Source organism: Actinoplanes sp. NPDC020271 (assembly GCF_044388125.1).
In the GTDB taxonomy this organism is placed as follows: Bacteria; Actinomycetota; Actinomycetes; order Mycobacteriales; family Micromonosporaceae; genus Actinoplanes.
Genome location: NZ_JBIRWQ010000001.1, coordinates 760,312 through 775,426, shown reverse-complemented (window position 1 = coordinate 775,426; position 15,115 = coordinate 760,312). Strand labels below are relative to the sequence as shown.

Below are 15,115 nucleotides of genomic sequence, written 5' to 3'. Positions count from 1 at the left end.
CTAGATCAGGGCCCGCTCCCGGCCGGCCGGGAACCGGTCGAGGACGCCGGTCGGGGCCAGGGCGCGGACCAGCAGCCACGCGCCGCCGCCGGCGAGCACCGCGGCGCTGGCGACGGTGATCAGCGCGTACGGCACGCGGTAGCTCCACAGGTCGTAGGCGTAGGTCCAGACGAACCAGTCGAAGACCGCCGCCACCACCCCGGCCAGCGCGCCCGAGAGCAGACCGACCGGCAGCGTGAAGCGCCGGTAGCGGAACAGCGCGAACGCGAGCTCGGCCCCCAGCCCCTGCGCCGCACCCTGGAAGATCACCGTGGCGCCCCACTTGTTACCGAGCAGCGCCGAGATGATCGCGGCGACCGTCTCGGTGAAGAACGCGGCGCCCGGCTTGCGGATGATCAGCGCGCTCAGCACGGCCGGCAGCAGCCACATCCCGTAGAGGACGGTCTGCGCGGGCGGGAAGAAGAGGAACGCGTTCTCGGTGGCGGCCCAGACGGCGTCCCAGGCCCAGAAGATCACGCCGAACGCGACGGCGATGACCGCGGCGATCACGATGTCGATCGTGCGCCAACTGCTGCTTCTCACGGATTCCTCCCGAGCTTCCTGCGCTGGCATTACCCAGATCAGGTACGAGGGTCTGCGGTCGAACCGCACTCTCAGCGCTGCGCGCTCCCCTGCCGGACGAGATCCCCTCGCGACTCGCCTTCGTCGACGCGTCACGGGAAGACCCCGGTGCATGTGCTTCGATGACGCTAACACCCAGTTGTCACATCGGCACCAGGAGGAGCGCACATGGAGGTCAAGGCCCGGGGGCTGACGTTCGAAGTGGCCGAAGGGGGACCCTCCGACGGGCAGCCGGTGCTGCTGCTGCACGGGTTCCCGCAGGACCGCCGGGAGTTCGACCTCCTGCTGCCGCGCCTGCACGCGGCCGGCCTCCGGACGTACGCCCTGGACCAGCGCGGCTACTCACCCGGCGCCCGCCCGTCCGGCGTCGCGTCGTACCGGATCGGCGAGCCCGTCGCCGACGCCGTGGCCGTTCTCGACGCGCTCGGCCTCGAGTCCGCGCACGTGGTCGGCCACGACTGGGGCGCACAGGTCGGCTGGCTGCTCGCCGGCCGGCACCCGGAGCGGGTGCGCACGCTGACCGCGGTCTCCGTCCCGCACCCCCGGGCGATGCTGCTGGCGCTGCGGGTCCGGCCGTCGCAGCAGGCCCGCCTCGCCTACTTCGCGGTGTTCCGCAGTGCGATCGCGGAGAGACTGCTGCTCGGCGGTGGTGCGCTGGTGATGCGCCGGATGCTCGGGGCGATCGGGTCGCGCGCCGACCTCTACGTCAAGGCGATGCGTGAGCCGGGGCGGCTGACGACGGCGCTGAACTGGTACCGGGCGTACCGCAGCGAGGACGTCGCCGGCCTGGGGCAGATCACCGTGCCGACGACGTACGTCTGGACCGACGGGGACGGGGTGGTCGGGCTGACCGCCGCGCTGCGGACCGCGGACTGGGTGAGCGCCGACTACCAGCTGGTCGCGATGCGCGGGGTCAGTCACTGGGTGCCCGAGCAGGCACCACGGGAGCTCGCCGACGCGATCCTGGCACGCATCGGCGTTTGACCATGGGCCGGGCGGGGAACGCCTTGCCACCATGGCCTCCGAGAAATCACGTTCTCCGCAGGAGACCGAGAAACAACGCTGGGACCGCAACTTCGCCGACCTGCTCCAGGAGCTGCGCGTGGCGCAGACCGGAGTGCAGATCCTCTTCGCCTTCCTGCTGACCCTGCCGTTCTCCAGCGGCTTCCCGAAAGCCACCGCGTTCCAGAAGGACGTCTACATGGTGGCGCTGATCAGCGCGGCCTTCGCGACCGCGCTGATCATCTCGCCGGTCGCGTTCCACCGGGCGCTGTTCCGCCAGGGCCGCAAACCGGAACTGGTCCGGTACTCGCATCGGATGGCCACCGGCGGGCTGGCCTGCATGCTGGTGTCGATGGTCAGCAGCGTCCTGCTGATCACCGATTACGTCCTGCACGCGCGGTGGGCGGTGGTGCTGACCGTGGTCGCCGCCGGCTGGTTCCTGACGTTCTGGGCGATCCTGCCGGTGACCCATCGCAACTGGGCCGAGGACGGCGACAAGGACGGGTTCGTGCTCGACGACGCGCCGGCCGACGCACCGGTCAACTCCTGAGGCCGGCCCGGGCCTTGCGCAGGCCGAGCCGCTTGAGCTCCAGCTCGGCCAGGGCGTCGACGGCGGCCGCATCCCCGGCCCGCCAGCTCTGCGCGATATCCGGGCCGAGCTTGGCCAGGTCGCTCAACGGCTGGGAGGCGAGGGCCCGCAGCGCCAGCAGGTCCTTGCCTGCGGCCTGTTCGCGGACCGCCAGCGCGGTCGAGGCCCGCCGGATCCAGCGCAGCCGCAGCGGCAACCAGAGGAACAGCACCAGGGCGAGCGGCACCGCGATCGCCATCAGCGGCAGGATCAGCGCCAGTTTGTCGACCAGATCCTGTTGCTGGTGGCCGGCGTCGGCCAGCGAGCGGGCCGCGTCGGCGGCCCCGTTGAAGGGCTTGACGAGCTGGTCCCCGACGAGTGGGACCCGGCCGACCTTGCCGCCCGCGTCGGCCAGGTTGTCGGCGATGCCACCGCCGGCGCTCTCCAGCTTCTGACCGGGAACGGCCAGCAGCTCGACCGTGTCGTGAACCCAGATCGCGACGCGGATCCAGAGGTAGACCCAGACGACGACGAGAACGTCAGTGACCAGTTGGCGTACAAGAGTGGGCATACGGTCCGCATAGAGCTTCACAACTGTTCAGCCTTCCACCCGGCGCTGCGGCCCGCATCCGGGTGTCCCTCAGCCGGGGCTCAGTCGTCGCCCGTGCACGCCTTCGCCGCGCATTCCTGGCACGTCCCGAAGATCTCCAGGGTGTGGGCGACGTCGACGAAACCGTGCTCACCGGCCACCTTCTCGGCCCACGACTCGACAGCCGGGCCGAGCACCTCGACGGTCCGCCCGCAGGGCCGGCACACCAGGTGGTGATGGTGACCCTGGCTGCACCGGCGGTAGAGGTGCTCACCGCCGGGCGGGCGCATCACGTCCACCTCACCGGTGTCGGCGAGACCCTGCAACGTCCGGTACACCGTGGTCAGGCCGACCCGCTCGCCCCGGTCCCGCAGCATCGCGTGCAGGTCCTGGGCGCTGTGGAAGCCCTCGGTCCCGGCGAGCACGTCACGCACTGCGCTGCGCTGCTTGGTGTTGCGCTGGGCACTGCTTTCCGGGTTCACGGCCGACTCTCCCTCGCGTGGCTGACGGCATCCGCGACGATGTGCGCGATGTGTTCGTCCACCAGGGAGTATGCGATCTCGCGCCCACGCCGGACACCTCGCACCACGCCGGCTCCACGTAACACCCTCAGGTGCTGCGAGACCAGTGGTTGCGGGGCTCCGAGTTGCGAGACCAGATCGTGCACGCAGCGTTCGCCCTCGCCGAGTTCGGCCACGATGGCGATCCGGATCGGGGCGGACAACGCCCGCAGGAGCGCGCCGGCGGCCTCGTAGGCTTCGTAACCGCTTGTCTTCTCAAGCATGCAGAACCACATCCGGGGGTTCGACGTGGGCGGCCGGTGCGGCGCGGCGGCGCTGCCAGATCGCGCCGGCCGCGGTGGTGAGCAGGAACGCGGCGAGCGCGATCAGGACCGTGGTGGCGCCCGGGGCGGTGTCGATCTCGCCGGAGAGCACCACCCCGGCCCCGGCCGCGCAGACGCCGATCAGCATCGCCACCGCCATCGTCGACCGGAATCCCCGGGTGAGCTGCTGCGCGGCGGCGACCGGGACCACCATCAGGGCCGAGACCAGGAGCAGTCCGACGGTGCGCATCGCGATGGTCACGGTGACCGCGGTCGTCACGGCGAGAAGCAGATTGAGCGTACGGACCGGGAGCCCACTGACCCGCGCGTACTCCTCGTCGTTGCAGAGCGCGAACAGCGCCGGCCGGAACACCAGCATCGCGATCAGCACCGCGGCACCGAGTCCCGCGATCACCGCGATGTCCGACGGCGACGTGGTGATCAGCGAGCCGAACAGGTACTGCATCAGGCTCGCGTTGCTGGCGTCGTCGGAGAGCCCGACCAGCACCACGCCGCCCGCGATGCCGCCGTAGAAGAGCAGGGCCAGGGCCAGGTCACCGGAGGTGCGCCCGCGCTCGCGGACCAGCTCCACCGCGACCGCGCCGACCACCGACACCAGCACCGCGGTGAGCACCGGGGACTGGTCGGTGAGCAGGCCGACGCCGACGCCGGTCAGCGCCACGTGCCCGATCCCGTCGCCGATCAGCGACAGCCGCCGCTGCACCAGATAGACGCCGAGCGCCGGCGCGGCCAGGCCGATGATCAGCGCCCCGGCCAGCGCGCGCAGCATGAAGGGATAGGTCAACAGGTCCATGTCAGTACGCCTTCATCCCCTCGGTCGGCGCCCACTCGCAGATCGTGGCCTTCTCCTCGTCGGCGTGCGGGTGCACGTGGTCGTGGCCCGGCTCGGCGTGGTGCCCGGCCGGCTCCGGCGGCACCCCCTCGTGCGCGATCCGGCCCTCGTGCACCACCACGGCCCGCGCGATCAGCGGGCGCAGCGGCCCCAGCTCGTGCAGGACCAGCAGGATCGTCCCGCCGTTGGCCGCGAACGTGGTCAGTGCGCCGGCGAACGCCTCCTGGCTGGCCGCGTCCACCCCGGCGGTCGGCTCGTCCAGCACCAGCAGATCCGGCTTGCCGGCCAGCGCCCGGGCGATCAGGGTGCGCTGCTGCTGGCCGCCGGAGAGGGTGCTGACCGGGTCGCCGATCCGGCCCAGCAGCCCGACCGCGTCCAGCGCCTCGTGGACGGCGGCGCGGTCGGCCGCCCCGGGCAGCCGGAACATGCCCCGCCGGGCCAGCCGGCCGGAGGCGACCACCTCGCCGACCGTGGCCGGGACGCCGCTGCCGGCGCCGAGGCGCTGCGGGACGTAGCCGACGCGTTCCCAGTGCCGGAACTTGCGTTGCGGCGTACCGAACAAGTCGATCTCTCCGCGGCGGACCGGGACCAGGCCCAGGATCGTGCGGATCAGCGTGGATTTGCCGGAGCCGTTGGCGCCGAGCACCGCGACGACGTCGCCGGGCGCGACGGTGAGGGTGACGTCCCGCAGGACCTCCCGGCCGTCGTAACCGGCGGCCAGATGACGAACCTCGATGACGCTCATGAGCACCCCAATGCCGTGGTCAGGGAAGCGAGGTTCGCCCGCATCACCGAGAAGTAGTCCGCGTCCGGGTCGGTCAGGCCTTCGAGCGGGTCGAGCACCGCGGTCTTCGCGCCGACCTCACGCGCGATCGTCTCGGCGACCTTCGGGCTGACCAGGGTCTCGAAGAAGATGGTGGTGGTGCCGTGGGCCCGGGCGTCGGCGGCGACCCCGGCGAGCCGGCGCGGTGACGGCTCGGCCTCCGGGTCGACGCCGGTGATCCCCACCTGGGTCAGGTGGTAGCGCTCGGCCAGGTAGTGGAACGCGGTGTGACTGGTCACGAGCTCGCGCCGCTGACACGTGGTGAGAGCCGCGGTGTATTCGCCGTCCAGCTCGGTGAGCTGCTGGTGCAGGCCGGCGGCGCGGGTCCGGTAGTCGGTGGCGTGGGCCGGGTCGGCGGCGGCCAGACGTTCCGCCACGGCGTCGCCGATCGCGGCCAGGCGGGTCGGGTCGAGCCAGACGTGCGGGTCGGTGGCGCCGTGCTCGTGCCCCGACTCCTCGGCCGGCTCGTCGGCGTGTTCCAGGGTCACGGCGCTGCTGACGTCGTACCCCCGGGTCTTGGCGTTCTGTTCGATCGCGTCGTCGACCGCGGGCTGGAAACCGCGCAGGTGGACGGCGACCTTCGCGTCCACGATCCGGGCGACCTGGTGCGGGCTGAGCTCCACGTCGTGCGGCTCGGCGCCGGGCTTGGTCAGGTTGGTGACCGTGACCAGGTCGCCGCCGATCCGCTCGCTGACGAACTGCAGGGGGTAGAAGGCGGCGACGATGGGGAGTTTGCCGTCCGCGTTCGCCTGCGTGGCGCACCCGCTGAGCCCGGCCAGGACGGCCGGCACGAGCAGGGAGACCAACAGGCGGCGCATCATGCCACCTACTGTCGTCGATAATGACAATGATTGTCAAAAGCGCATGGGTTCACAGCGCCTTGCTGACCACCGCGACCACCAGAAGAGTGAGCAGCACCACCCGGACCAGCCGGGTGATCGGCGACTGCACCGGCCAGGTGGTGAACGTCAGCGCGGCCATCCCGGCGGCGAGCCCGGCCAGCAGCAGCGCGCCCACCACCCCGGGCAGGAACAGCCCGGCCAGCAGCAGGACCAGCGCCACGATGAACGCGATGGTCGGCTTCACCCGGGCCAGGCGGCGCAGGAAAGGGTCGGACGTGGTCACGATGGCTCCCGTCGGCAGTGCGTACCCTCGTCACATGCTGGTGCTCAACCGCTTCGTCGTCCCGCCGGACACGCAGGACGGCTTCACCGAGCAGGCCCACGCCGCGCTCGCTGCCCTCGCCGCCTGCCCCGGTTACCTTTCCGGCCGGCTCACCCGGGCCCTGGAGGACACCTCCGGCTGGACCCTGGTGACCGAGTGGGAGTCCGTCGGAGCCTACCGCCGCGCGCTGGGCGCCTTCGACGTCAAGGTGCACGCCACTCCGCTGCTCGCGCGCTCGCTGGACGAGCCGTCGGCGTTCGAGACGCTGGCCAGTGCCGGGCCCGGGGAGCCCGTCGAGATCATCGGCAGTGACCGGGCCACCGAGCCCTGGCGCTGAAGATTAGGCTTGCCGCATGACCTACGGTCAACCGCCCGTGCAGTACGCGCCGCCGCCCCCGCCCGGCCCTCCGGGGATCTACGTCCCGCCGCCCCCACCCGGGCCCGGCGTGCACCCGCCGTTCCCGGCGCCGCCCGTCGAGGGCCGCGGCCGCCGCATCGGGCTGGGCTTCGGCGTCGCCGGTGGCATCGTCGCGCTCGTCTGCGGTGGTGGGCTGGCCGCGATCATCGGGCTCGGGCTGTCGCTGAACGGTTCGATCAACGAGCGGGCGCACGCCGCGGTCGCGGGTTACCTCGACGCGGTCAAGGCCGGGGACTACGACCGGGCGTACGGGCAGTTGTGCCGCAGCGCCAAGTTGCGCGAGACCGCCGACGAGTTCGAGGAGCGGGTCTCGCGGGAGGAACACTTCACGGCGTACGAAATCGGCGATCTTGATCTGGCGACCGGCGAGGTGCCGGTCGACCTCACCTACGCCGGCGGCGACGTGGACCACACCGAGGCTCAGCTGGGGCAGAACCAGACCACGGGCGAGTTCGAGGTGTGCTCTCTCGGGGAGTAACCTCGCTAATCGTCCCAACACCTTCCGATACCCCCGCCGACACCCAGCCGGCGTAGGAGACCCATGCCTGCCGACCGCATCGATTCCGTTGTCAGCCTTGCCAAGCGCCGGGGCTTCGTCTTTCCCTCCAGCGAGATCTACGGAGGAACCCGCTCGGCCTGGGACTACGGTCCGCTGGGCGTCGAACTGAAGGAGAACGTCCGCCGGCAGTGGTGGCGGACCATGGTCCAGCAGCGCGACGACATCGTCGGCCTGGACTCCGCGGTCATCCTGTCCAAGGACGTGTGGGCCGCCTCCGGTCACCTCGACGCGTTCGTCGACCCGCTGACCGAGTGCCAGTCCTGCCACAAGCGCTACCGGGCCGACCACCTCGAAGAGGCCTACGAGGCGAAGCACGGCTCGCTGCCGTCGTCGCTGCAGGAGCTGAACTGCCCGAACTGCGGCAACAAGGGCACCTTCACCGAGCCGAAGATGTTCAACGGCCTGATGAAGACGTTCCTCGGCCCGACCGAGAGCGCCGAGGGCATGCACTACCTGCGGCCGGAGACCGCCCAGGGCATCTTCGTGAACTACCAGAACGTGGCGACCGCGGCCCGCAAGAAGCCGCCGTTCGGCATCGCGCAGGTCGGCAAGAGCTTCCGCAACGAGATCACGCCGGGCAACTTCATCTTCCGCACGCGCGAGTTCGAGCAGATGGAGATGGAGTTCTTCGTCGCGCCCGGCAGCGACGAGGAATGGCACGAGTACTGGCTGCAGCAGCGCTGGAACTGGTACCGCGACCTGGGTCTCTCGGAGAGCAACCTGCGCTTCTACGAGCACCCGAAGGAGAAGCTGTCGCACTACTCGAAGCGGACCGTCGACATCGAGTACCGCTTCCAGTTCGGCGGCACCGAGTTCGCCGAGCTCGAAGGCATCGCGAACCGGACCGACTTCGACCTGTCCACGCACTCCAAGCACTCCGGGGTCGACCTGTCCTACTTCGACCAGGAGAAGCAGGAGCGCTGGACGCCGTACGTGATCGAGCCGGCCGCCGGTCTGACCCGCGCGGTGCTGGCGTTCCTGCTCGAGGCGTACGACGAGGACGAGGCCCCGAACACCAAGGGTGGCGTCGACAAGCGCACCGTCATGCGGTTCGACCCGCGCCTGGCCCCGGTCAAGGTGGCGGTCCTGCCGCTGTCGCGCAACCCGGAGCTGTCGCCGAAGGCCCGTGAACTCTCCGCGAACCTGCGCAAGCGCTGGATCGTCGAGTTCGACGACTCGCAGGCGATCGGCCGGCGCTACCGCCGGCAGGACGAGATCGGCACGCCGTTCTGCGTCACCGTCGACTTCGACACGCTGACCGACAACGCGGTCACCGTGCGGGACCGCGACACCATGAAGCAGGAGCGGGTCTCGCTCGACCAGATCGAGGACTACCTGATCAAGCGGCTCTACTGAACTTGATTGCCTCCGCTGTACTGAATTGCCTCCGCTGTACTGAATTGCCTCCGCTTCGCTCCGGCGGCATTTCGCCCCTTTGAGTCGTTGCCGAGAGCACCGAAAAACAACTGCGCTTCGCTGGTTGTTTTTCGGCACTCTCGGCAACGACGGGCGAAATGCGTTGTGGTTGCGGTGTAGGAGCTGGAGCCGGGTGGCCCCTGTGGGGTGCCCGGCTTCTCTATGCTTGGCGATCTGTGGAGATCGATCGAATTTTGGTTCCGGTGCGGCCGGTCCCGGGGCTGCCGGTCCGTGAGCCGACGATCGGCGGCGCCGACTCCGGAAAGATCGACTACCTGTTCACCGGCGCCGGGTTCGCCGCGTGCGACGTCCTGACGACCGGTTACCGGGACATGTCGGCCTCGTCCACACCGGACGGCGACTCCGGTCACGCCCCGATCGTGGGGATCACCAAGGCACTCGCCTGATGCGGAAGGGTTCGTACATGACACAGAGTTCTCGGGGGCGGCGCCTGCTGGCCGCGGTGGCGTCGGTGCTCATCGGCGCGACCACGGTGGCGCTGAGCCCCGGCCGGGCGGAAGCCGCGGCCGCGTTCGCGCACATCGACGCGTCGTCGTTCGTGCTCGACCCGGCCGACAGCTTCCAGCGTTACGGCGACATCGTCAGCCGGATCGAGGCCAGTGGGAAAGTCACCCCGGCGGCGTCCCTGAGCGCGGCCCTCGACGGCCCGCAGGACTTCACCCCGGCCTGGGGCCTCTGCCACAGCAGCGGCATCGTGTCGACGCTGAACCCGGTCGGCTTCTGCTGGGACGCCGATGACGACGACTGGGCCTCGACCTGGCGCCCGCAGGGCATCACCGGCTCCTGGGACGCCCAGCCGAACCTGATCTGGGAGAACCGGAAGATCACCGTGGCCAGCTGGCACGGCCCCCAGGACAGCAACGCGTTCTCCCGCCTGACGTTCGTCGACTACACCAGCACGGCCAAGCTCAAATTCCGTGACGTGCTGCTCGTCGTCCCGGACAGCACCGGCGGGGTGGACAACTTCCGGACCTTCGACTGGAACCACGCCGACGGCGTCGTCTGGTACGGCAACACGCTGCTCGTCGCCGACGGCGGCCGGCTGCACGCGTTCAGCCTGCGTCACCTCTGGGCCATGACCCGCTCCGAGGAGGAGGTCGGCTTCGGCGCGGACGGGTCGAAGGCGCCCAGCGGCCGCTGGCATCGGTACGTGCTCCCGCAGATCGGCGAGTACTACCCGGAGTACACACCGACCGGCGGGTACGTCGGATGCTCGTCGATCACCGGCGTCCGCCCCTGCCTCAACGCGATCAGCCTCGACCGCCGCGGCAGCAACCGCGACTCGATGGTCTCGGCCGAATACGTGGGCAGCGACGCGGCCGGTGGGCGCGCCATCCGCTGGCCGATGAGCTCGGCGACCGCGCTGCCGCTGCTCAGCGCGGACGGCAAAGTGCACGCCGACGAGGCCTTCGTGTCGCCGATCTGGCACATGCAGGGCGTGGCCAGCGACGGGACGAACTGGTACATCTCCGGGACCTGCGCGGGCGGCACCGGGACGTGCATCCACAAGGCGGTGCCCGACCAGGCGCCGCACCAGCAGGCGCAGGTCTACGGCGGGCTGGAGAACCTGTCGTACCAGCCGTCGTACAACGGGTCGGCGCCGCGGCTGTGGGGCCTGACCGAGGGCGACAACCGCATCACCTTCAACATCAGCGTTCCCTAGAACGCGAAACCGCCCGGCCGGCCGTTCCGGTCGGCGATCAGGCCGGCCAGCACCGCCACCGCGATCTCCGTGGGAGTGCGGCTGCCGATGTTCAGGCCGACCGGGCGGTGCACCCGGGCGATCTGCTCGGCCGGCACGCCGAGATCACGAAGGGCCGCCACGTGCGGCCCTTCGTGACGCGGGTTGCCGACGATGCCGATCCACCGGGACCGACCGGCCAGCGCCTCACGCAGCAGCGTCCCGATCTCCGGCCGGTGATGGTCGGTCAGCAGGACGTCGGTGTGCTCGTCCGGCTCGGCGGCCCGGAGGTCGCTGACCGTCCGATCACCGTGCGCCCGGGGCGGGCCCTGGAGCTGGGTCGGATCCGGCTCGACGAGCACCACCTGGAAGCCCAGCTCGATCCCGAACCGGGCCAGCATCTCCGCGGTGGGGGACGCGAAAACGGCGACCAGCCTGCGCGGACTCATCTGCTCAGTCACGTGGTCGACTCTGTCAGATCCCCGCAGATCATGCACCCGTTCAGGTGACGCCGGACAACTTGCCCCGCGCCTATAGTCCTCCGGAGTGTCGACCACCCCTCGCCGGTCGTTCGACCGGCTACCCTCACCCTTCGGAGGCATCGGTGCCCACCCTGGAAGCCCGCGTTACCCGACTGGAGGCGCGCATGGACGAGCAGGAGCATCTCCGCGTCATCCATGATCAGGAGCTGTCCAACATTTTTCTGAAGTTGCAGGCGCAGGACAGCCTTCTGCAGGCCATCCACCTGAATCAAGCTGACCAGACCGCGACTCTCGCCAAGCACACCGCGATGCACGACGACCACACCGCCCGGCTGACTCGGCTGGAAGTCGACCTGGGTCTCGTCAAGACGGATCTGGGTCTCGTCAAGACGGGGATGGAGCGGATCGCCGGGATGCTGGACACGCTGATCGAGCGGGGCAGCCGGCAGTAACCGAGCGGGCGATGCGAGGTTGCCGGGCTGGGCGTGTCACCCTAGAGCGCGTGACCGCACCGCTCAAGCTCGGCAACCACGCCGTCAACCCGCCTGTCGTCCTCGCCCCGATGGCCGGGATCACCAACGTGGCGTTCCGGCGGCTCTGCCGTGAGCAGGGCGGCGGTGTCTACGTCTGCGAGATGATCACGACCCGGGCGCTGGTCGAGCGGATCCCCAAGACGCTGAAGATGATCACGTTCGCCGAGGACGAGGGTTTCCGCAGCCTGCAGCTCTACGGCGTGGACCCGGACGTGACCGCCCGCGCGGTCCGCATGGTCGGCCAGGACAATCTCGCCGATCACGTCGATCTGAACTTCGGCTGCCCGGTGCCGAAGGTGACCCGTCGTGGTGGCGGGTCGGCGCTGCCGTGGCGGCGGAAGCTGTTCGGCCGCATCGTGAAGCAGGCCGTCGACGCCGCCGCCGAGTTCGGCATTCCGCTCACCATCAAGATGCGCAAAGGCATCGATCAAGACCATTTGACGTACGTCGAGGCAGGCTTGACCGCGCAGGACGCGGGCGTCGCCGCCGTGGCGTTGCACGCGCGCACCGCCGAGCAGCGGTATTCGGGTCAGGCCGACTGGGACGCGATCGCCACGCTGAAACAGGCCCTGGACGTGCCGGTGCTGGGCAACGGCGACATCTGGGAGGGTTCGGACGCGTTGCGGATGGTCGCGCACACCGGGGTCGACGGCGTGGTCGTCGGCCGCGGCTGCCTGGGCCGGCCGTGGCTGTTCGCCGACCTGGAGGCCGCGTTCACGCAGGGCGGCGACTACCAGCCGGTGCTGCCCGCCCTGGGTGAGGTCGCGAAGATCATGTCCCGGCACGCCCAGCTGTTGGTCGAGGCCCTGGAGGACGAGCGGCACGGCTGCGCCGACTTCCGCAAGCACGTCGCGTGGTACTTGAAGGGTTTCCCGGTCGGCGGTGACCTGCGCCGCAGCCTGGCGATGATCTCCTCGCTGACCGAGCTCGACGATCTGCTCGGCCGGCTGGACCCGTCGATCCCGTTCCCGGTCGAGTCGCTGGGCCAGCCCCGCGGCCGGATCAACGCCCCGGGCAAGGTGTCGCTGCCGCACGGCTGGCTCGATTCCCGCGACGACGACACCGTTCCTGAGGGCGCGGAGACCGACGAGTCCGGCGGCTAATTGCGGTTGAGCTGCACCAGCACAATGATCGCGGCGATCAGGAGCAGCGCCGCGACGACCGCCGCCGCGATCTTCGCCCTGCTGTACGGCCGCTCACCGGCCACCTCCGCCGTCCGCCCGTTGACCAGCACGTTGTACGTGCGGCCGGCGTGCAGATAGCACGCGATCCACACCGGCAGCAGCATCAGCTTGAACGTCACGTCGTGGTAGGCGGTGTCGACCGAGTGGACCCGCTGCTCGTCCCCGCCGATGTCGCGTTCACAGTCGTCGCGGATCACGCCGGCCATCACCGACTTGGCGCTCTCCAGCCCGTTCTCCGGCTCGACGTCGTAGCGTAGGGTCTCGTGCCCGGCCAGGAACGCCGGACGGTACGGCTCGGCGTCCGGCAGCGGCCACGGCTCGAGCGTCTCCAGGTGCTTCGGCATGACCCGGCTGGTGCCGGTGACCAGCACGTCGTCGAACGACCGGGACACCATGCCGTGCGCCGGGTACCACCGGGTCCTCTGCACCTGGCGGGTCTTGGTCTGGCCGTCCTCGGTGTACGTCTCGGTGACCCAGTAGTGCTCGCCGCGCTCGCCCGCATACTCCGAGACGGTGTTCGCGTCGTACGTCCAGTGCGGCAGGTACGAGCTGTGCGACGACTCGGCCTCGGTGACCCGTTTCAGGCTGTTCGGCGCGAACCAGCGCGACGACGCCCAGGCCCGCAGGGCGTCCCGCAGCGCGGCCCGGTCCACCAGGAACGGCAGCACCGCCTCCGGCACGACCTGCTCGGCCGGGCTGATGTCGGCGACCAGGGCGGCCCCGCAGAACTGGCAGCGATCCGAGATCTTGTCGCTCTGCGTCACCGCCCCGCAGCCCTGGCAGGTGAAGACGTGCGGCGCCAGAGCCGAGATCGGCTTGCGCGGCAGGCCGGCGAACTGCGCCCAGGAGTGCTCCCGGATCGCCCGCTCGGCCGGGCCGACCGGGGTCTCGGCCCCGCAGTAGGGGCATTTCAGCACCGTGGTGCCGGGAGCGAACTCGAGGTTCGCCCCACAACCGGAGCACGGGTACTGCGTCTGGGTCGGCTGGGACATCTCAGGCCTGCGGCGGCAGCGGCGGCGGCACCGCGGCGAAGACGTCGTTCAGCTCGGCGACCTGGCCCGCCGGGGTCCACGCGGCCATCCCGTTGCGCCAGACCAGGGTCTGCCGGGTCAGCGCGCCGGAGGAGGCGTGGCCGGCCAGCGTGACCGCGTCGAACGGGCCCTGCTGCTGCCCGCCGAGCGCGGCGAACCACTGGGCGGCCGGCAGCGGGGGAGGCCCGGCGGCGGGGGGCGTCGCCGCGGGCGTGTTCATCGCCTGGGTGGCCCGCTGCCCGGCGGCCATGCCCAGCCCGATGCCGAACGCCTCGCCGGCCCCGCCCTGGTTGTTCGCGGCGTCCTCGATGGCGTTGGCGGTCTGGAACTTCGTGTACGCGTCCAGGTTGCCGACCACGCCCATCGAGGTGCGCTTGTCCAGCGCCTGCTCGACCTCGGGCGGCAGCGAGATGTTCTCGATGATGAACCGCGGGATCGCGATCCCGGACGGGGCCAGTTCGTCGGTGAGCACCGCGGACAGCGTCTGCCCGATGCTCTGCTGCTTGGCCGCCAGGTCCAGGGCCGGCACCCCGGCGGTGGCGAGCGCGCTGCCGAGGTGGCTGACGACCAGCTGACGCAGGAACTCCTGCACCTCCTCGGTGCGGAACTGCGGGTCGGTGCCGACCAGCTCGGTGAGCAGCTTGCCCGGGTCGGCGACGCGCATCGTGAACGCGCCGAACGCCCGGAGCCGGACCACGCCGAACTCGGCGTCCCGCATCATCACCGGGTTCTGCGTGCCCCACTTGAGGTCGGTGAACTGCCGGGTGTTGACGAAGTACACCTCGGCCTTCCACGGCGACTCGAACCCGTACTTCCAGCCCTTGATCGTGGCCAGGATCGGCAGATTCTGCGTGGTCAGCGTGTGGGTGCCGGGTCCGAAGACGTCGGCGACCCGGCCCTCGTTGACGAAGACGGCGACCTGTGACTCGCGCACGACGAGCTTGGCGCCCATCTTGATCTCGTTCTCGTACCGCGGGAACCGCCAGACGATCGTGTCGCGGCTGTCGTCCAGCCACTCGATGATGTCGACCAGCTCACCCTTGAGTTTGTCCCAGAGACCCATGCCGGCTCCCGACTCCTTGCGCTGGTACCGATGCTGCCGCGGCGACGACCGTACCAACCACCGCCCAGCCCCGATCCCGCCGTCGCCAGAGTTTCGTGCCGGCCCACAGCGCATGTCGCCCGTCGCCGCCGAGAGTGCCGGAAACCAGCCAGCGATCCCCGTCGCCAGAGTTTGATGCTGAACCACAGCGCATTTCGCCCGTCGATGACGAGAGTGCCGGAAAACAAACCCCGCAAACCCGAACGTTTTCGGCGCGAGGGTAAAAAACCCCAACTGGCCCGCAT

At 70.2% G+C, this 15,115-nt stretch carries 20 protein-coding genes and 1 riboswitch; of the genes, 9 read left to right on the top strand and 11 right to left on the bottom strand.

Annotation, left to right across the window (positions count from 1 at the left end; all coding sequences use genetic code 11):
• On the bottom strand, positions 1 to 582 hold the full coding sequence (locus ACH442_RS03410) for an ECF transporter S component (RefSeq protein ID WP_396120934.1): 582 nt from the start codon (positions 580 to 582) through the stop codon (positions 1 to 3).
• A riboswitch (TPP riboswitch) is annotated at positions 581 to 683 on the bottom strand. It overlaps the preceding gene by 2 nt.
• A 106-nt stretch (positions 684 to 789) precedes the next feature.
• Between ACH442_RS03410 and ACH442_RS03405 the strand changes: the two genes are divergently transcribed.
• Both ACH442_RS03405 and ACH442_RS03400 read left to right on the top strand, forming a co-directional pair.
• Positions 790 to 1,605 carry an alpha/beta hydrolase gene (locus ACH442_RS03405; RefSeq protein ID WP_396120933.1) on the top strand — a complete coding sequence of 272 codons (816 nt, stop codon included), beginning with the start codon at positions 790 to 792 and terminating at the stop codon, positions 1,603 to 1,605.
• A gap of 31 nt (positions 1,606 to 1,636) precedes the next feature.
• The gene (locus tag ACH442_RS03400; protein WP_396120932.1) at positions 1,637 to 2,173 is read left to right on the top strand and encodes a DUF6328 family protein; all 537 of its coding nucleotides are present in this window, start codon (positions 1,637 to 1,639) and stop codon (positions 2,171 to 2,173) included.
• Here the strand turns inward: ACH442_RS03400 and ACH442_RS03395 are convergent.
• The 7 genes from ACH442_RS03395 to ACH442_RS03365 all read right to left on the bottom strand — a co-directional run bounded on the left by ACH442_RS03395 (position 2,163) and on the right by ACH442_RS03365 (position 6,404).
• Positions 2,163 to 2,762, bottom strand: a complete 600-nt coding sequence (locus ACH442_RS03395) for a hypothetical protein (RefSeq protein ID WP_396120931.1) — start codon at positions 2,760 to 2,762, stop codon at positions 2,163 to 2,165. The two genes, ACH442_RS03400 and ACH442_RS03395, sit on opposite strands and share 11 nt — an antisense overlap.
• Before the next feature lie 80 nt (positions 2,763 to 2,842).
• Positions 2,843 to 3,262: a Fur family transcriptional regulator gene (locus tag ACH442_RS03390; RefSeq protein WP_396120930.1), complete on the bottom strand. Its 420-nt coding sequence runs from the start codon at positions 3,260 to 3,262 to the stop codon at positions 2,843 to 2,845.
• Entirely contained in the window at positions 3,259 to 3,564 is a 306-nt protein-coding gene (locus ACH442_RS03385) for an ArsR/SmtB family transcription factor (protein WP_396120929.1), read from the bottom strand. Before ACH442_RS03385 ends, ACH442_RS03390 begins: the two co-directional genes overlap by 4 nt.
• Positions 3,557 to 4,417, bottom strand: coding sequence for a metal ABC transporter permease (locus ACH442_RS03380; protein ID WP_396120928.1), 861 nt, complete (start codon positions 4,415 to 4,417; stop codon positions 3,557 to 3,559). The genes ACH442_RS03385 and ACH442_RS03380 overlap by 8 nt, the downstream gene beginning before the upstream one ends.
• A gap of 1 nt (position 4,418) precedes the next feature.
• Positions 4,419 to 5,201 (bottom strand): metal ABC transporter ATP-binding protein, encoded by a 783-nt coding sequence (locus tag ACH442_RS03375; RefSeq protein WP_396120927.1) that lies wholly within the window; start codon positions 5,199 to 5,201, stop codon positions 4,419 to 4,421.
• Positions 5,198 to 6,100 (bottom strand): metal ABC transporter substrate-binding protein, encoded by a 903-nt coding sequence (locus tag ACH442_RS03370; protein WP_396120926.1) that lies wholly within the window; start codon positions 6,098 to 6,100, stop codon positions 5,198 to 5,200. The genes ACH442_RS03375 and ACH442_RS03370 overlap by 4 nt, the downstream gene beginning before the upstream one ends.
• Positions 6,101 to 6,149: 49 nt before the next feature.
• Entirely contained in the window at positions 6,150 to 6,404 is a 255-nt protein-coding gene (locus ACH442_RS03365) for a DUF6703 family protein (RefSeq protein WP_396120925.1), read from the bottom strand.
• A gap of 34 nt (positions 6,405 to 6,438) precedes the next feature.
• On the opposite strand from ACH442_RS03365, the gene ACH442_RS03360 reads away from it, so the two are divergent.
• The 5 genes from ACH442_RS03360 to ACH442_RS03340 all read left to right on the top strand — a co-directional run bounded on the left by ACH442_RS03360 (position 6,439) and on the right by ACH442_RS03340 (position 10,520).
• Positions 6,439 to 6,780, top strand: a complete 342-nt coding sequence (locus ACH442_RS03360) for an antibiotic biosynthesis monooxygenase (protein ID WP_396120924.1) — start codon at positions 6,439 to 6,441, stop codon at positions 6,778 to 6,780.
• A gap of 16 nt (positions 6,781 to 6,796) precedes the next feature.
• Positions 6,797 to 7,339 (top strand): hypothetical protein, encoded by a 543-nt coding sequence (locus ACH442_RS03355; RefSeq protein WP_396120923.1) that lies wholly within the window; start codon positions 6,797 to 6,799, stop codon positions 7,337 to 7,339.
• Positions 7,340 to 7,402: 63 nt separating this feature from the next.
• Complete coding sequence (locus tag ACH442_RS03350; protein ID WP_396120922.1) at positions 7,403 to 8,776, top strand: glycine--tRNA ligase; 1,374 nt, start codon at positions 7,403 to 7,405, stop codon at positions 8,774 to 8,776.
• Positions 8,777 to 9,012: 236 nt separating this feature from the next.
• Positions 9,013 to 9,243, top strand: a complete 231-nt coding sequence (locus ACH442_RS03345) for a hypothetical protein (protein WP_396120921.1) — start codon at positions 9,013 to 9,015, stop codon at positions 9,241 to 9,243.
• Between the two features lie 17 nt (positions 9,244 to 9,260).
• Complete coding sequence (locus ACH442_RS03340) at positions 9,261 to 10,520, top strand: hypothetical protein (RefSeq protein ID WP_396120920.1); 1,260 nt, start codon at positions 9,261 to 9,263, stop codon at positions 10,518 to 10,520.
• On the opposite strand, the gene ACH442_RS03335 is transcribed toward ACH442_RS03340, so the two are convergent.
• Positions 10,517 to 10,999 (bottom strand): XdhC family protein, encoded by a 483-nt coding sequence (locus ACH442_RS03335; RefSeq protein ID WP_396120919.1) that lies wholly within the window; start codon positions 10,997 to 10,999, stop codon positions 10,517 to 10,519. The genes ACH442_RS03340 and ACH442_RS03335 overlap by 4 nt on opposite strands.
• A 143-nt stretch (positions 11,000 to 11,142) precedes the next feature.
• On the opposite strand from ACH442_RS03335, the gene ACH442_RS03330 reads away from it, so the two are divergent.
• Positions 11,143 to 11,472: a hypothetical protein gene (locus ACH442_RS03330; protein ID WP_396120918.1), complete on the top strand. Its 330-nt coding sequence runs from the start codon at positions 11,143 to 11,145 to the stop codon at positions 11,470 to 11,472.
• 11 nt (positions 11,473 to 11,483) lie between these two features.
• A complete protein-coding gene (gene dusB / locus ACH442_RS03325) occupies positions 11,484 to 12,656 on the top strand; it encodes a tRNA dihydrouridine synthase DusB (protein WP_396120917.1) in 1,173 nt (390 codons plus the stop codon).
• On the opposite strand, the gene ACH442_RS03320 is transcribed toward dusB, so the two are convergent.
• Positions 12,653 to 13,729 (bottom strand): hypothetical protein, encoded by a 1,077-nt coding sequence (locus tag ACH442_RS03320; RefSeq protein WP_396120916.1) that lies wholly within the window; start codon positions 13,727 to 13,729, stop codon positions 12,653 to 12,655. The genes dusB and ACH442_RS03320 overlap by 4 nt on opposite strands.
• 1 nt (position 13,730) lies before the next feature.
• Positions 13,731 to 14,831: an SPFH domain-containing protein gene (locus ACH442_RS03315; RefSeq protein ID WP_396120915.1), complete on the bottom strand. Its 1,101-nt coding sequence runs from the start codon at positions 14,829 to 14,831 to the stop codon at positions 13,731 to 13,733.
• Positions 14,832 to 15,115: the final 284 nt, after the last annotated feature.

Bases quoted from the DNA above. Each gene is read 5' to 3' on its own strand.
- ACH442_RS03375 (WP_396120927.1), bottom strand. From the start codon at position 5,201: ATGAGCGTCATCGAGGTTCGTCATCTGGCCGCCGGTTACGACGGCCGG.
- ACH442_RS03360 (WP_396120924.1), top strand. From the start codon at position 6,439: ATGCTGGTGCTCAACCGCTTCGTCGTCCCGCCGGACACGCAGGACGGC.
- ACH442_RS03395 (WP_396120931.1), bottom strand. From the start codon at position 2,762: ATGCCCACTCTTGTACGCCAACTGGTCACTGACGTTCTCGTCGTCGTC.
- ACH442_RS03340 (WP_396120920.1), top strand. From the start codon at position 9,261: ATGACACAGAGTTCTCGGGGGCGGCGCCTGCTGGCCGCGGTGGCGTCG.
- ACH442_RS03350 (WP_396120922.1), top strand. From the start codon at position 7,403: ATGCCTGCCGACCGCATCGATTCCGTTGTCAGCCTTGCCAAGCGCCGG.
- ACH442_RS03400 (WP_396120932.1), top strand. From the start codon at position 1,637: ATGGCCTCCGAGAAATCACGTTCTCCGCAGGAGACCGAGAAACAACGC.
- ACH442_RS03355 (WP_396120923.1), top strand. From the start codon at position 6,797: ATGACCTACGGTCAACCGCCCGTGCAGTACGCGCCGCCGCCCCCGCCC.
- dusB (WP_396120917.1), top strand. From the start codon at position 11,484: ATGCGAGGTTGCCGGGCTGGGCGTGTCACCCTAGAGCGCGTGACCGCA.
- ACH442_RS03385 (WP_396120929.1), bottom strand. From the start codon at position 3,564: ATGCTTGAGAAGACAAGCGGTTACGAAGCCTACGAGGCCGCCGGCGCG.
- ACH442_RS03370 (WP_396120926.1), bottom strand. From the start codon at position 6,100: ATGATGCGCCGCCTGTTGGTCTCCCTGCTCGTGCCGGCCGTCCTGGCC.
- ACH442_RS03405 (WP_396120933.1), top strand. From the start codon at position 790: ATGGAGGTCAAGGCCCGGGGGCTGACGTTCGAAGTGGCCGAAGGGGGA.
- ACH442_RS03380 (WP_396120928.1), bottom strand. From the start codon at position 4,417: ATGGACCTGTTGACCTATCCCTTCATGCTGCGCGCGCTGGCCGGGGCG.
- ACH442_RS03320 (WP_396120916.1), bottom strand. From the start codon at position 13,729: ATGTCCCAGCCGACCCAGACGCAGTACCCGTGCTCCGGTTGTGGGGCG.
- ACH442_RS03315 (WP_396120915.1), bottom strand. From the start codon at position 14,831: ATGGGTCTCTGGGACAAACTCAAGGGTGAGCTGGTCGACATCATCGAG.